The sequence below is a fragment of the Paenibacillus sp. S-12 genome, from assembly GCF_030363895.1.
Taxonomy (GTDB): Bacteria; Bacillota; Bacilli; order Paenibacillales; family Paenibacillaceae; genus Paenibacillus_B; species Paenibacillus_B alvei.
Map to the genome: position 1 here is coordinate 99,829 of NZ_JASIUF010000008.1, position 14,770 is coordinate 114,598.

A 14,770-nucleotide genomic window follows, 5' to 3' on the forward strand; every position below is an offset into this window, starting at 1 on the left:
CACCCTATGGGATCATTTGCTCATTCCATATATCAATTGTGCTTTTGTTAATATTTTCACTTAAATTATTAGGCAAAATATTCACTATCATCCTCAGATACATCATCGCGCTAATCATATACGTCTCCCGAATAAAGAGAGAAATTAGAGAGTGTGCAAGAGCAGGAAGTGCAATAAAAAGAAAAATCAACCAGTTGTCTTATGTGATCCTCCCGTGAATGTGTGACTTCGTCGCTCAACTTCGCATCGAATGGTCATGTGGATGTACTCGCAACACGGCCGAACTCTTATCCAATAATAAAACGCTTACATGAACTGATGACCATGATGATTCTCAAAATTTTAAAACATCAAGAGCGAACTACTCAATAATTATGCAGGTACAGTCGTATTCCTCATTTTGTGTGATGGAGGTATGAATGTCAGGATGAGGATCATAAGGATGACAGGACTGCTATGCTGCATCTTGATGTTTACACAGGGATGTTCATCAATGGAAATGACCCCATATAAGGAACTGGCAAAAGCATTCAAACAAGCCCAATACGATGTTCCTGATTATACCCAGATTACAGGAGCACAGGAAGAGGTGCTTGCACGATACGAAAAGATAAAGCCATATCTAACGCAAGAGTCCTACTATTATCTGTTCCGGGAAAGATCACTGGTCGTTACCCTTGGTGCGGCGAGGAAGCAGCAATGCAATATTGTGGTTACTTCGTTCCAATTCGAGCAAGAGTCCGAGGCAGATGGAGGGAAGACCTTCACGTATTCCATGACATTGGAGCTGCGCAACGGTCAGGGACAGGTGATGGAGGAGATTGAAGTATCTGCAGGTCAAATGGAATTCGCAATACAGGACGGAGGACTGTTCATAGCGCGTGATCATGACGGAAATCCGTTATCGAGCAAGTACAACTAGGAGGTTGATACTCGTGATCGTGAAAATGCCGACAGACGTATACCATACAATTGCACAAGAATCGCTTGGGTGGAAAATGATTGAGCCGATCATTGAGCGAATCAAGGGCAAGGATCCGATTGAAAAGTCACAGGTATACGCGAAGTTGACCGAAGGTCAAAAGGCGTTGTTTATGTTTTTTGTATTCCACAAGCATACCGAGTCAGTTGAGGAATTTTATTGGTTTGCCTCTTACTTCGTAGGCGATTTGCAGGCATGGCCTTCCTTAAAGACAGGCATGAAGCAATTCAAGGACGAGGCAATGCTACACATTTACGAACAAGTTGAAGCGCTTATCGAATCCTACAATCGCCAGATTGATCGGTCTTGGCGGAAAGCTATCGTATCTGATTTGGAGCATAATACGGAACTGTACAGCAAGGTCTCTCATTTATACGATGCATATAAGAAGCAAGCTCCTAGAACACTTGAGCTCATCCATCTATATATTAATAATAACGTAGAAGAATTCGTAGAGCTTGTGACCTAATGATCATAATTTGCTGAAATCGTGCACTCTCTCTATTTTGAATAGTTATTTTTTACAACAATTCCGTTATAATAATTTATGGATGATCTAAATAGAGAGGGTGCATATGAGATGAAGTTCAGTGAATACACATATGTCCGACCTGATGCGAAACAAATCGAACAACGATTTAAACAATTGATTAGTTCCTTTGAAGCTGCAGAAAGCTTCGAACAGCAGGAACGCATCATGTCAGACATTAACAAGCTTCGCAGTGAATTCGATACACAAACCCAATTGGTATCTATTCGCCATTCGATCAACACGAATGATGAATTCTACAAAGCTGAGCAGGAGTACATGGATGAAGTAGGACCTGTAATCCAAGAATACATAACAGATTACTACCGGGCACTTGTGAATTCGAAGTTTAGAGCAGAGCTTGAGCAAAAATGGGGCATTCAACTGTTCCAATTGGCTGAAAAAATGCTCAAGACGTTCAGCCCTGAAATCATTGAGGACTTGCAATTGGAGAACAAGTTGTCAACCGAATATTCCCAATTGATTGCTTCTGCGAAAGTCCCATTTGAAGGGGAAGAGCGTACACTTGCTCAACTGACACCGTTTGAGCTGTCCACGGATCGCGACATGCGCAAGCGTGCGTCTGAAGCGAGATTCGGATTCATGGCGGAGAATGAAGCAAAGTTCGATCGCATTTATGATGATTTGGTGAAAGTACGTACGAAAATTGCAAAGAAGCTGGGCTACGAGAATTTTGTTCAGCTTGGCTATGACCGGATGTGCCGTACAGATTACAATGCGGAAATGGTAGCGAATTTCAGAGCGCAAGTGCTCGAACATATCGTGCCTGTCGCTACGAAGCTGAAGGAACGTCAACGCAAGCGGATCGATGTTGAGCAAATGTACTACTATGATGGATCATTCGACTTCAAGACAGGGAATGCGACACCGAAGGGAGATCCAGATTGGATCGTCGAGAATGGCGCCAAAATGTATGCTGAGTTGTCACCAGAGATTAATGAATTCTTTACGTTCATGCGCGAAAATGAATTGATGGATCTTGTCAGCAAGAAGGGCAAGCAAAGCGGCGGTTATTGTACATACTTAAGTGAGTTCGGCGCGCCGTTTATCTTCTCCAACTTCAATGGTACATCAGGCGATATTGACGTATTGACACATGAAGCGGGTCATGCGTTCCAGGTGTACGAAAGCCGTCACTTCGAAGTGCCTGAATACAACTGGCCTACGTATGAAGCGGCCGAAATTCATTCCATGAGCATGGAATTCTTCACATGGCCATGGATGGAGCTGTTCTTCCAGGAAGACACGGAGAAGTATAAGTTCGCTCATCTGTCGGGTGCGTTACTGTTCATTCCATACGGTGTGTCCGTAGATGAATTCCAGCACTTCGTATACAGCAATCCAGAAGCCACTCCAGCAGAACGCAAGGCGGCTTGGCGTGAAATTGAGAAGAAGTACTTGCCTCACAGGAACTATGAAGGCAATGAATACTTGGAGCAAGGTGGATTCTGGCAGAAGCAGGGACATATCTATCAATCGCCATTCTACTATATCGATTACACCTTGGCTCAATTGTGCGCATTCCAATTCTGGAAGCGCATGAATGAAGATTGGAAGTCCGCTTGGGCTGATTATCTGAAGCTGTGCCGTGCAGGCGGCAGCCAATCCTTCACAGGCTTGGTTCAAGTAGCAGGGCTGATTTCACCGTTCGAAAATGGCTGCATCGCTTCGGTCATCGGCGATATCGAAAATTGGTTGAACGGCGTCGATGACGCTGTATTGTAAACCGAAAATAGAAATACGAACGGAGACCACAAGCGTACATGCGCTTGTGGTCTTTGCATAAATGGCAGTTGGGCGTAGCATGAAAAACAATCTGGTAATTATAGGGGTCGTAATGGACGCTAGTCGTGTATAATATAGCTAACAAGTTATCGCATGATAATTCTTTGTGCAGGAAAGGGCGCAAAGGGGCATAGCATGAAGCTTAAGTGGTTTGGAATGGCCTGTGGCGGCAGCCTTATCCTAACACTGATTTTTGTTTGTGCAATGAGCCTTACTGTGGCTGGCAAATGGTTGGGAGCCATAGCTGCGATTCTATTGGGGATTAGCGCTTTATTGTATGGAGTTTTTGCCGACCCGAATCAGGCGCGATATATCCATCGCACGAGCAGTAAGGAGGAGCGGCATAACCGTGAACGGTGGGGAACGCTATTTCTCATGATGTCTGTCCCATTTATTGTGCTATCCCTTATTTTATTAGCTAGCAGTCGATAGTTTGTAAACGACTCCATAACTTGAATAGTCAACAGGAGAATCAATCATGCACTTGGTTTTGTTACTTGTAGCAGCGCTTTTTGTCATTTTTTTAGTGTCCAGTATTATCCGGCAGGACTATCGCAACATCGTATTTCAATCTATTGTTCTCTGTGTGCTGCTTCTGTTGTACATCGCTTTCCGCAAGGATCAGAAGCGAAGCAATGAATTTGCGATATGGCTGTACCTGAATCGCGATCAGCTTCGTCAGGAAGGTGCCAACTACGAGCAGTGCCTGATCGATCGGGACTCTGAGTTTGTGCAGTATGAGGTATGTTTATCTTTCGGCATATTCAGCTATCGAATGAAGACAGGCTATTATGTAAAAGGGTACCATTTGACGCCGCTGCTGAATATGGCGTTCAGTCTTTACACTCTCCTATTTGGCTGGTGGGCAATTCCGTCGGGCCCTATCCATACAGTGCGAGCCATAGCCTTTAACTTGCTTGCTAAGCCGAAGAAGCTGGAGAATGTACTGTTTGAGCTTGAAGTTGAAGTGGTTGAAGAGTTCAAAAAGGAAGAGCGTAAGAGAATGAAAAAGCAGTCTCGAATGGCTAAAGAAGAACGTCGACTGGATAACTAAAAATGAAATCCGCAACGCTATGGACAACCGCCTATCCATATACACCTATAGAAGGAAAAGGAGCGAGCGCAAATTGATAAAAGCAGTCATATTTGATTTTGATGGATTAATCGTCGATACGGAAACGGCTTGGTATGAGTCTTACAGCAAGGTTAGTAAGGCGTATGGGGTCGATTTGAAAATAGATGTGTGGGGACAATGTGTAGGAGCTTCTTTTGAGGAATTTGATCCGCTGGATTATATAGTGGAGCATGCGGATCGTCAGGTAGACCGTGAGGCATTCAAGCAAGAGGCTGATGTGGTGTTCGCCGACATTATGGATCATACTCAATTGCGTCCCGGTGTGATCGATTACTTGGAAGAGGCAAAGCGAAGCGGTCTTCGGATTGCTCTTGCTTCAAGCTCTAATCGGAACTGGGTTGAATCCTATTTGAACAGGTTCAACATTCGTTCATACTTTGAAGTCGTGAATACATCTGACGACGTTGAGCGGATTAAGCCAGCTCCTGATTTATATGAGAAAACGATCCGTGAGCTAGGGATCAACGGGTTTGAAGCGGTTGCTTTCGAGGATTCATTCCATGGGATGACGGCTGCCAAGGCAGCGGGAGTATACTGTGTAGTAGTGCCTAACCAGGTGACTTCCCATATGGAGTTCGTAGGCAGTGATGGGCGATTAAGCTCAATGGCAGAGAAGGACTTACATGCGGTAATCAACACTATTGCAGCATTATCGCAAGCAGAAGCGCACAATCATTCATAGATTGGCAGGAGAATATCACAATGTAATTTGTATGGGAGAACACGTTCATTGCAACTGTAGTTCTAATCATTCGATCGAGGAAGCGGGCGCATCAATTACATGCTAGAATTGCTCAACTGGAGCATCAAATGGACAATATGCAGCGCAATCATGAAGACAAACAGCGGCATTGACAATAGTTATATTTCTGATTATATGGAGGTCTGCGATGGTTGCAGCGAGTGAAATTACATATGGCATGTATACGATGTGCATGGTGAAGGATGGAGATCGGGTACTGCTTATGAATCGTCCAGACAGCAAGGGCTTTCCGGGATATTTGGCACCAGGAGGCAAGATCGAGTTTCCAGAGAGCCTTACCGAAGGAGCTATTCGTGAGGTATATGAGGAAACTGGTTTGCGAGTAAGCGGACTTATCTATAAGGGCTTGGATGAATATGTTGTTCCTTTAACGAATTTTAGGTATATGGTGTTTAACTATTTGGCCACCTCCTATGAAGGTAAACTGCTTGACAATCCTCCTGAAGGAGAGCTCATTTGGGTGCCAATCCAAGAAGTGATGGATTTGCCAATGCAATCTTGGTTCAAGCGGAAGTTTCCTTTATTTTTCAAGGAAGGGACGTTTGAAATATCCGTGGTATGGAATGAAGAGGAGAAGCAGCCGATAGAAGAGAAGATTGCTTTACTTGTATAAAAGAGCATTTAGGAATCATTACTATTGATCTCAATATGTAGAATGAATAAAAACACTTGGAAACCCAAGTGTTTTTATTTTTGAAAACAAATAGATGTTTCAGATGCTTTACAATGCAGAAGAGATTTTGCCCTTCATGCGTGAACATGGATTTGAGGGGATTCAATTGATTAGCTCATCTGGGCTCGGAAGCTCACTACCAGAAGAACAGTGTCGTTATTGGTCGAGCCGTGGTGATGAAGAGATGGAGAAGCGCTATCAATTGTTCTACGAGACCGCAGCAGATCCTGCGCTTTTAGGAACAGGAACTCATTTGTTATACATCGGCCAAAAAAATAGATAAGTTTTTTCGATTTTATATCCGCATTTATGACTCAGAATTGAGATGAAATTCTCTATTTTGGGTCTTTATTTGCTCCTAGGCATGCCGTAGAGACTATATTCTTTCCAAGGTGCAACAATTTACAACATTTTTTGCACTGGTACAAAACTATTGAATAAAGGAAACAAATATGATAGATTACAAGATGTCCAAAAAAGAGGAAGTTGATTCCACATGCTAGATTGAAGAGATAATGGGGGGAACGATATTGCAAGCGAAATCATTTAAAAGTTGGATTGCATCATTACTCGTCTTTATTCTTATCTTCAGTTCGCCAGCATTTACGTATGCGGCACATCCTGATGTAAGCCATTCTATTTCAGCGATGTCGGCTAACTTGTCGGGGGAAGAAGATGCAAGCCATCAAAATTCAAAGCAGCTTGGCGGCGACCGCGTTGAAATTGATACCAAGCTGTTGCAAGTCTTCCAGGCCGATAAGTATGCAACGTATATTGTAAAGCTAAAGGAACAGCCTGATATAAAAGCAATTTTGCAAAATGCCCTGCAATGGTCATTGCAAAAGGGTGAATCTTCGGCAAAGCAAACACGTACGGTGCGCAACTTCATCGTGAATTCGCTGATGAGTACAGCAGATGAATCGCAGGTAGGTATCATTCAACAATTAGAAAAAATGGAATCGGCAGGCGAGGTAAGAGATTTTTATCCCTACTATATCGTAAATGCGATCGCAGTTACGAGTACAAAAGAAGCGATGGAAAAACTTGCGGATCGTGATGAAGTCGATAAGATCATGTCGAACCATACATATACGCTTCAAACCGACACGAAATCGAAAATGGTACTGTCGGGTGCGCAACTCGCAGTCAGCAAAAAAGAGATCCCGTGGAACTTGCGCAATATTAATGCAGAACAGGCATGGGAGCTTGGTTTTGATGGTACAGGAGTCGTAGTTGCGAATATGGATTCCGGTGTCGACGGCAGCCACCCGGCACTACAGCATAAATGGAGAGGACTGGATCAAGGCGGAAACATTGTGGATCCAGAGCTAAGCTGGTTCGATGCAACTATCGAGAAGAAGAAGTTTCCTACTGATGGCAATGGTCACGGCACCCATGTTATGGGGACGATGGTCGGCTCTGAAAAAGATGGCAGCAACAAGATCGGTGTTGCACCGAATGCAAAATGGATTGCCGCTCGTGTGTTTGATTCGAATGGACAGACAACGGATGCGGATTTGATTAAAGCGGGAGAATGGATACTTGCGCCGACGGATAAGCATGGCGTGAAGCATCCTGAATTAGCCGCTGATGTCGTGAATAATTCATGGGGAAATGTGCCTGCTGGAAAGAATGAATTTTTCCATGATATCGTGAAAGCATGGATTGCAGCAGACATATTCCCGGCATTTTCAGCAGGAAACGCTCAGCCTCCAGAAAATAATGGCGGGCCAGGTTCCATTACGGCACCAGGCAATTACCCCGAATCCTTCGCGACAGGCGCAGTTGATATTCAGAACAAGCTGGCGGACTTCTCACTTCAAGGGCCGACGCCCTACGGTCAAATGAAGCCGGAAGTATCCGCACCAGGTGTGCATATTCGATCAGCTGTTCCTGGAGGACAATATGCGCTCATGAACGGAACTTCTATGGCGAGTCCACATACTGCTGGCGTTGCTGCACTGATTAAGCAGGCCAACCGCTCCTTGAAGGTTAAGGATATTGAAGAAATACTGAAGAATACAACGGATGCATTAACAGATCATGTATTTCCACAATCACCGAACAACGGTTACGGCTGGGGGGTTATTAATGCACTTAATGCCGTGTCTACCCAAGACAAGGGGTTGGGCAAGGTTGTTGGTCAAGTGACAGTAGACGGTATCAGTGCAGGAATCCCGACAATTGAACATGATCCAATTACGTTGACGTTCAATATCTTGGACAAGGATGTATTTGCTCGGGTGCAGGATGATGTTAGTGTAACGAATGTGAACCTGTACGTTCGTGAGAAAGGGACGAATGCTTGGAGCAAACATGCGATGCTCCGTACATCCGGCAGCCATATGAGAGGTTTATATGAAGGAAGCATCCCTCTGAAGGAGCTGTCCTTGAGTGGAATTGAATATTATATTGAGGCTGTAAATTTCTCAGGACATGCAAGCAAGACAGAGGTGTACCCAGTTACTGTATCGAAGGGAGTCAAGATTGGCTATACGCAAGATTTTGAGACCTCGATTGATGGCTTCGGTTTCGGAGATGCTTCGGGTGTATGGCAATGGGGAGTTCCGACGAGCGGGCCGAAGCAAGCATTTTCCGGCAGCAAAGTAATGGCAACGGTACTGGATGGCAAGTATCCGAATGGAACCAACAGTTATGTTGAAATGCCTGTTATTGATTTGACGGATAAGCAGCATGCTGTTCTATCCTTTGCTCACTGGTACAAGCTTGGCGATTGGTGGAATGCATCTTATGATCGAGCAGAGGTGTTTATTGGCAGCAAGAAGTCGAACTTCCAGTTCGAACGGGTGAAAACATATACGATGCGCAATACCACATGGACAACCGAGTATATCGACTTATCTCCATATGCAGGCGATCAAATCTATGTCGTCTTTAATTTGCGAGGGGAGTTCGGCAGTGACGAGGGCTGGTATATCGATGATATTAAAATTCAAGCCCCGGATCCAACGCTTCCGCTTCCGCCGAAAATTAAGGTTAGAAGCAACGCGCCAGGCAAAGTCATCATCGATTTTGACGATGCGCCGTCGGGCGTTTTGAAAGAATATGTCATTTATCGCAGCACGGATCGCAGTGGCCCATGGAGTGAGATTGGCACAAGCTTAGGCTATAATTATGCCGACATGCCTAGTCCACAGAAGGGAACTTATTATTACAAAGTGAAATCGAGAACGGTCAGCCATGCGCTTAGTGTGGATTCGGATATTGTATCTTGGACGTTCACAGAAGGCCAAGTGATATTCGGTGATGAGTTCGAAGGTGCTAATAAGGGCTGGACAGTCGAAGGGCAAGGAAATGAGTGGGAGCATGGTGTTCCTCATCCGACTAGGGGGCCGCAAAAGGCAGTCTCTGGCCAGAACGTATGGGGCACGAACTTGAATGGACCTTATGGGGGCGATGTAAACCAGAGTCTCGTATCGCCTGAAATTGATTTGACTCAGGTGAAGCATGCATCACTCTATTTCCAACAGTGGTACGATATTGATGACGGTGATAAGGGAACAGTCGAGATAAGCAAGGATCAGGGCGTCACATGGCAGCCGCTCGCTGAATATCCGAAGCAGGGCTATGATACGAATCATCCACGCAGATTCTGGTATTTGGAAGAGCTTGGCCTAGATTCTTACATTGGGAAAAAAATCAACATCCGCTTCCGATTTGAGAGCAAGCGGCCGTCACTCCAGCTCGGCTGGTACATCGATGATGTAGAAGTAAGGGAGACTCCACCAGTGATGACACGACCGAAAACCACCTCTTACTCCCATTCAGGTGGAGATCAAGTAAAGAATGCTTCAATGGGAATGGAAAAGCAGAGTCTTGATGTGCTCACATTCGAAATGTTGAAATCAGCCAAGCGCGGCCAGGATTCGCATCAAGGCGGGCACACACAGGCATTTGCACAACAGCCAAACACAGAGCGTATGCCAATCATGGCAGATATAAGTGTCGTACAATCGCAGCGGGCAACCCGATCCGATGCGGGTACTGGGCGATACACGCTGAAGCATCCACCAGGAGATTATTTGCTGCAAGTGGAGGCTTATGGCTTTAAGACAGAACAAAGGCCAATCAGCATTGAACAAAACAAAGAAGCAGTGATGGATGTTCATTTGCAGCCGCTGGCGAAAGGCAAAATCGCGGGCAAGATCACAGACTTTGTTACAGGCATGCCATTAAAAAATGCGACGATCAGATTGTTGAATGATGTGCGTATTGCACCAGTATTGACGAATCAAGAGGGACAGTTCGAGCTTGAAGCCTATGAAGGTGACTATCAATTGTCCGTCTCTGTACTAAACTATTTATCCGTGCAAGACAACGTCAAGATTACAGGCAACGACACGGTTAACGTTTCATTTGCCCTTCATGGCTTCCATGGATCTTCCGAAGAAATCCATTATGATGATGGTGTTGCAGATAACGCAAAAGCTTTCTATGATTCCGGCAATGGGTTTGCGGTACGTATGACAACGGATGGGCCGGCACAAGTAACGGGAGCGAAATTCTTCTTCTGGGATCAGGGATGGCCGAATCCCGGTGGGGAGAAGTTCAAATACGCGATTTATGATGCCAGCGGACCTGATGGTCTTCCTGGTAAAGTAGTGGCGGGTCCTTATGAAGGCAAGGCGAAGCGGAATGGATCTTGGACGAATGTGACGATACAGAATCCGGTTATTTTCAATGGCGATTTCTACGTAGCGTACATTCAAGAGGGAGAAATGCCGAATGTACCGGGCTTGTCGATGACGAAGCTTGGCAATTATTCAGGACGCTCCTGGAAGAACGATCGCGGTACGTGGAAAAAGATCGGGAACAGCGATGGCAATTACATGATTCGAGCTACCGTTACCAAGATTGCGGAAGAGCCGATCATTACAGAACCAGCGCCGGGAACGACGGTTACAGATGCTCATGTAGTTGTAAAAGGAATGTATCCAACTGACGGTACGACGATCCATGTATATCGCCAAGACGCGCGCATCGGAACTGGAGTTGTACAGCAGGGACAATTTGCGATTCCCGTACAACTGGAACGTGGTGAGAACAAGTTGTATGCTGTAGCAGAGTCAAATGGTCAAGCAACGAGTAAGTCTCCAACGATTGCAATTCATTACATTGCCCCTGCCCAAAATGGGGAGATTACATCGATTACCGTGCAGCCTCGAGATGTGTCGCTGAAAACAGGTGAACAGTCAACACTTGCGGTTACAGCGGCTGTGTATGAGAACGGCAATATGATACCGATGCCGTTGACGGAAGGCTTACGATTCACGTCCTCAGACAGTTCTATTGCAGAAGTGGATCAAGCAGGACATGTTACGGGTGTGAGCGAAGGGACATCTGTTGTTCGAGTCACCTATCAACAATGGAGTGACCAATCGACGATTACCGTTCATCGCGGGGATGATGGCAAAGAACCAGAGCTTCAATCCATTACCGTTTATCCGGATAAGCTGGCATTAGATGTAGGTGAATCTGCGCCACTTTCTGTTGCAGCAGTCGTATATAGGGATGGGGAAGTCAAAATCTCCCCAATCAGAGAGCATCTCCAGTTCCGTTCTTCTGACGAGCATGTCGCGAAGGTAGATGATATAGGAAGTGTAACAGGATGGAACAAAGGCAGGGCAACGATAACGGTATTCTACAAAGACAAACAAACAGAAGCAGTGGTTACGGTGCGAAGGAAGAGTGTTATTCCGTATGAGCCGCCTGCGTCCTCGGGCGGTTCGTCCAGCTCGGGCAATTCAGGCACAACCGTTCCTGAAAAAGATAAGCGGATTCCAGTTGTTGCTGACGGCAAAACGATCGGATATCTTGTGGAGCAGTCAGCTTCTACGTCGCTGACAAAGAATGCATCGGTTTCCCTTCTTGCTCAATGGATGAATGACGAGCTTAAGGGCGCAGCAAATAAGCCAGTGATGATGGATTTGCGAAATGTGGACTTTAAGAATTACGGCCAAGTATCGATTACTTTCCAGGCAATAATGATGAAGCAGCTTCAGATTTCCGGCAAGGCGCTTCACATCGCATCTGAGGGATTTGAACTGACGATTCCGAATGAAGCCATATCCGATTATCTATCTAATGATCAATTCAAGCTGAATGTATCTGTTCAGGGGGCAGATCAGCTGATGGTGGCTGAAAACGATCAAGTCCGGCTTGTGTCCGATCGTGTGGCCATTTCAACGGAAAGCGGCAAGTTCATTCATCCGGTTACACTGCTTCTGCGATGGGATATAACGCAAGTAAAAGATTCACGCAAAACAGTCGTATATCGAAAGAGTACGGATGAGAAATGGATATATGCTGATCGATCAAGCAGATATCCGTATGGATTAGCCTTAACCATCTCACAATCTGGCGCCTATGCGGTGCATGAGCTATCTCCAAGTTTTACAGATCTGGCAGCTCATTGGGGTAAAGATGCGATTGAGGTACTGGCTGCACAGCATATTGTCAATGGAACGAGCAAGGGACATTATACACCTAATGCGACCATTACTCGTGCGCAATTTTTGATGATGCTTGATCGTTTGACTCCGACTCTAGAAGGACACGAAGGCAATGCAAATTCAGATCGTTTATACTGGGCAACTGGCAATGTTAATGAGCTAATTTCACGGGCTGAAATGGTGCGATTGCTCGTTCAGAGGTCGGCTGCGGATGTACGTCATGCGATGAAGTCTAGATTTACGGATACTTCACACTTATCTCAAGATGAACAAGCTGCAATTGCGCATGCGGTAGATCAAGGATGGGTTCAGGGAATCGGTGGTAACCGCTTCGGAAGTGACCTGACTTCTACACGTGCACAGGCGGCAATGCTGCTGTATCGATATATGAAGTCTATGAATCAGCTATAGCAATAAAGAAATATGCAGTAAAGTGGAAAATAGCAAATAAGTAATGAATATCCAGAGATAAGCCAGACGAATCCGCCCAATAGTGGGCGGATTCGTTTGCTTTAAGGATGAAATTATCGGCAGCTTCTGTGAGATATTGTACATTGACATCATAGATGGAATCATGTGACAATAGATAACAACTTGAATCAATACAATGAACTTCAATGACGAGAACGAGTAAGCTATGAATGCCGATCTCCAGAGAGTTGGTGAGTTGCTGCAAGCCAACGTTCGGCGCATAACTGAACATCATCTCTGAGAAGCGCAGCTGAACAAATGGAACGTTCATAAGTAAGCTGCGCCGGAAATTCCACCGTTATTCGGAATTCGTATTTACAAGTATATGCGAAGAAGAGCTGCATGGAGCGGGAATGATAGATGGATTGGGACAGCCTATGTCTATCATCTAGCTGCATGAATATGGGTGGTAACGCGGATCAAATCCGTCCCTTTCGAGGGACGGTTTTTTTGTTGTATGGGGATAACTCTTTAATATATGTATAAGAAGTCTAGGGGGAGTAAAAGATGAAGTCATTGTCGAGAACCCACGTATTTTTCGTGGGACTCATGCTCTTTTCATTATTTTTTGGAGCAGGGAATTTAATATTTCCGCCAATCTTAGGGCAGCAGGCGGGAGATCATTTCGTATATGCGATAGCAGGTTTCATCTTGACTGGTGTGGGACTGCCATTGTTGACGGTAATCGCAATCGCCTTGTCGGGACGTGATATGCAACATCTAGCCGGAAGGGTACATCCGAAGTTCGGCATATTATTCGCCGTTATCGTCTATTTGTCGATTGGTCCATCGATGGGTATTCCACGCGTTGCCAACGTTGCATTTGAAATGGGGATGCGCTCCTTTGTGCCCGAATCACTCCAATCAAGCAATTGGGTCTTATTGGCTTACACATTTGTTTTTTTCTGTGTCGTATATTGGTTATGCTTGAATCCTTCTAAGCTGGTTGTGAGAGTAGGGAATATATTAACGCCCCTGCTATTGATCTCGATCGCAATCATGTTTATCGCAGCGATGATGGGTCCGCTTGGGGAAGTGCAGCCTGCAATCAAGGAATATGCGACTTCACCAGGATTCAAAGGATTTATGGAAGGCTATTTAACGATGGATACGATTGCTGCATTGGCTTTCGGCATTATTGTGCTGAATGCGATTCGTGATCAAGGTGTTAAGGATAAACAAGCGATTACGAAAGCAGCGATACAAGCAGCTATTATTGCAGGGATCGGGTTGTCTTTGGTTTATGCGGCACTCGGATTTTTGGGGGTAACCAGTGTTACCGCGCACGGATACGCGCAAAATGGCGGGCAGCTTCTAACGTCAATCGTACAGCAGTTGTTCGGACAATATGGATTAATGCTGTTGGCCGGTATTGTTACCCTTGCATGTCTCACCACTTGTATTGGACTAGTATCCGCGTGCAGTCAGTATTTTTCAACATTGATCCATCGACTGACTTATAACCAGATCGCATTTATCATTTGTGTTCTTGGATTATTGGTGGCGAATCTAGGTTTGAATAAGATTATTTCGATATCCATTCCAATTTTGCTTGTTATTTATCCAGTATCTATCGTTTTAATTATTTTGTCACTGGTGCATCGTTTGTTCGGCGGCCGTCGGTCTGTGTATGTTGGGGCGCTGCTCGGTACATTCTTAATCAGTATATTTGACGGGTTGAAGCAAGCTCATATTGAGTTTGACTCTATCATGCCGTGGCTGAAGCAGATTCCGCTGTACAATGAGGGGATTGGATGGTTGGTTCCAGCCATTGCAGGCGGGATCCTCGGCTATCTGCTGGGGTTGATATGGCAGGAAGAACGAAATGAGCCATACATTACAGAAAAATAAAGATAGATAAATGTGAAGCTAAGTCGACATGATATGTCCGCTTAGCTTCTTTACATCCATCCAATTGTATGAAATAATTGGTAGTGG

At 45.1% G+C, this 14,770-nt stretch carries 10 protein-coding genes and 1 other annotated feature; all 10 genes read left to right on the forward strand.

What is annotated here, in order from left to right:
* Positions 1-493 precede the first annotated feature (493 nt).
* The 10 genes from NO352_RS08045 to brnQ all read left to right on the forward strand — a co-directional run bounded on the left by NO352_RS08045 (position 494) and on the right by brnQ (position 14,683).
* Entirely contained in the window at positions 494-922 is a 429-nt protein-coding gene (locus NO352_RS08045; protein ID WP_157267064.1) for a hypothetical protein, read from the forward strand.
* Between the two features lie 13 nt (positions 923-935).
* Positions 936-1,451 carry a hypothetical protein gene (locus tag NO352_RS08050; protein WP_005549644.1) on the forward strand — a complete coding sequence of 172 codons (516 nt, stop codon included), beginning with the start codon at positions 936-938 and terminating at the stop codon, positions 1,449-1,451.
* A 111-nt stretch (positions 1,452-1,562) separates the two neighbouring features.
* Positions 1,563-3,257, forward strand: a complete 1,695-nt coding sequence (locus tag NO352_RS08055; RefSeq protein ID WP_005549642.1) for a M3 family oligoendopeptidase — start codon at positions 1,563-1,565, stop codon at positions 3,255-3,257.
* Positions 3,258-3,452: 195 nt separating this feature from the next.
* Positions 3,453-3,749 (forward strand): DUF5316 family protein, encoded by a 297-nt coding sequence (locus NO352_RS08060; protein WP_005549641.1) that lies wholly within the window; start codon positions 3,453-3,455, stop codon positions 3,747-3,749.
* 46 nt (positions 3,750-3,795) lie between these two features.
* On the forward strand, positions 3,796-4,371 hold the full coding sequence (locus tag NO352_RS08065; RefSeq protein ID WP_268600264.1) for a hypothetical protein: 576 nt from the start codon (positions 3,796-3,798) through the stop codon (positions 4,369-4,371).
* Between the two features lie 73 nt (positions 4,372-4,444).
* On the forward strand, positions 4,445-5,134 hold the full coding sequence (locus NO352_RS08070) for an HAD family hydrolase (protein ID WP_289355305.1): 690 nt from the start codon (positions 4,445-4,447) through the stop codon (positions 5,132-5,134).
* A 208-nt stretch (positions 5,135-5,342) separates the two neighbouring features.
* Positions 5,343-5,828 carry an 8-oxo-dGTP diphosphatase gene (locus NO352_RS08075; protein ID WP_268600266.1) on the forward strand — a complete coding sequence of 162 codons (486 nt, stop codon included), beginning with the start codon at positions 5,343-5,345 and terminating at the stop codon, positions 5,826-5,828.
* 136 nt (positions 5,829-5,964) lie between these two features.
* On the forward strand, positions 5,965-6,171 hold the full coding sequence (locus NO352_RS08080) for a hypothetical protein (RefSeq protein WP_289355306.1): 207 nt from the start codon (positions 5,965-5,967) through the stop codon (positions 6,169-6,171).
* 247 nt (positions 6,172-6,418) lie between these two features.
* On the forward strand, positions 6,419-12,772 hold the full coding sequence (locus NO352_RS08085; RefSeq protein WP_289355307.1) for a S8 family serine peptidase: 6,354 nt from the start codon (positions 6,419-6,421) through the stop codon (positions 12,770-12,772).
* A gap of 197 nt (positions 12,773-12,969) precedes the next feature.
* Positions 12,970-13,268: a binding site (T-box leader), on the forward strand.
* 71 nt (positions 13,269-13,339) lie between these two features.
* Positions 13,340-14,683, forward strand: a complete 1,344-nt coding sequence (gene brnQ, locus NO352_RS08090) for a branched-chain amino acid transport system II carrier protein (RefSeq protein ID WP_268600268.1) — start codon at positions 13,340-13,342, stop codon at positions 14,681-14,683.
* The last annotated feature ends 87 nt before the right edge of the window (positions 14,684-14,770 follow it).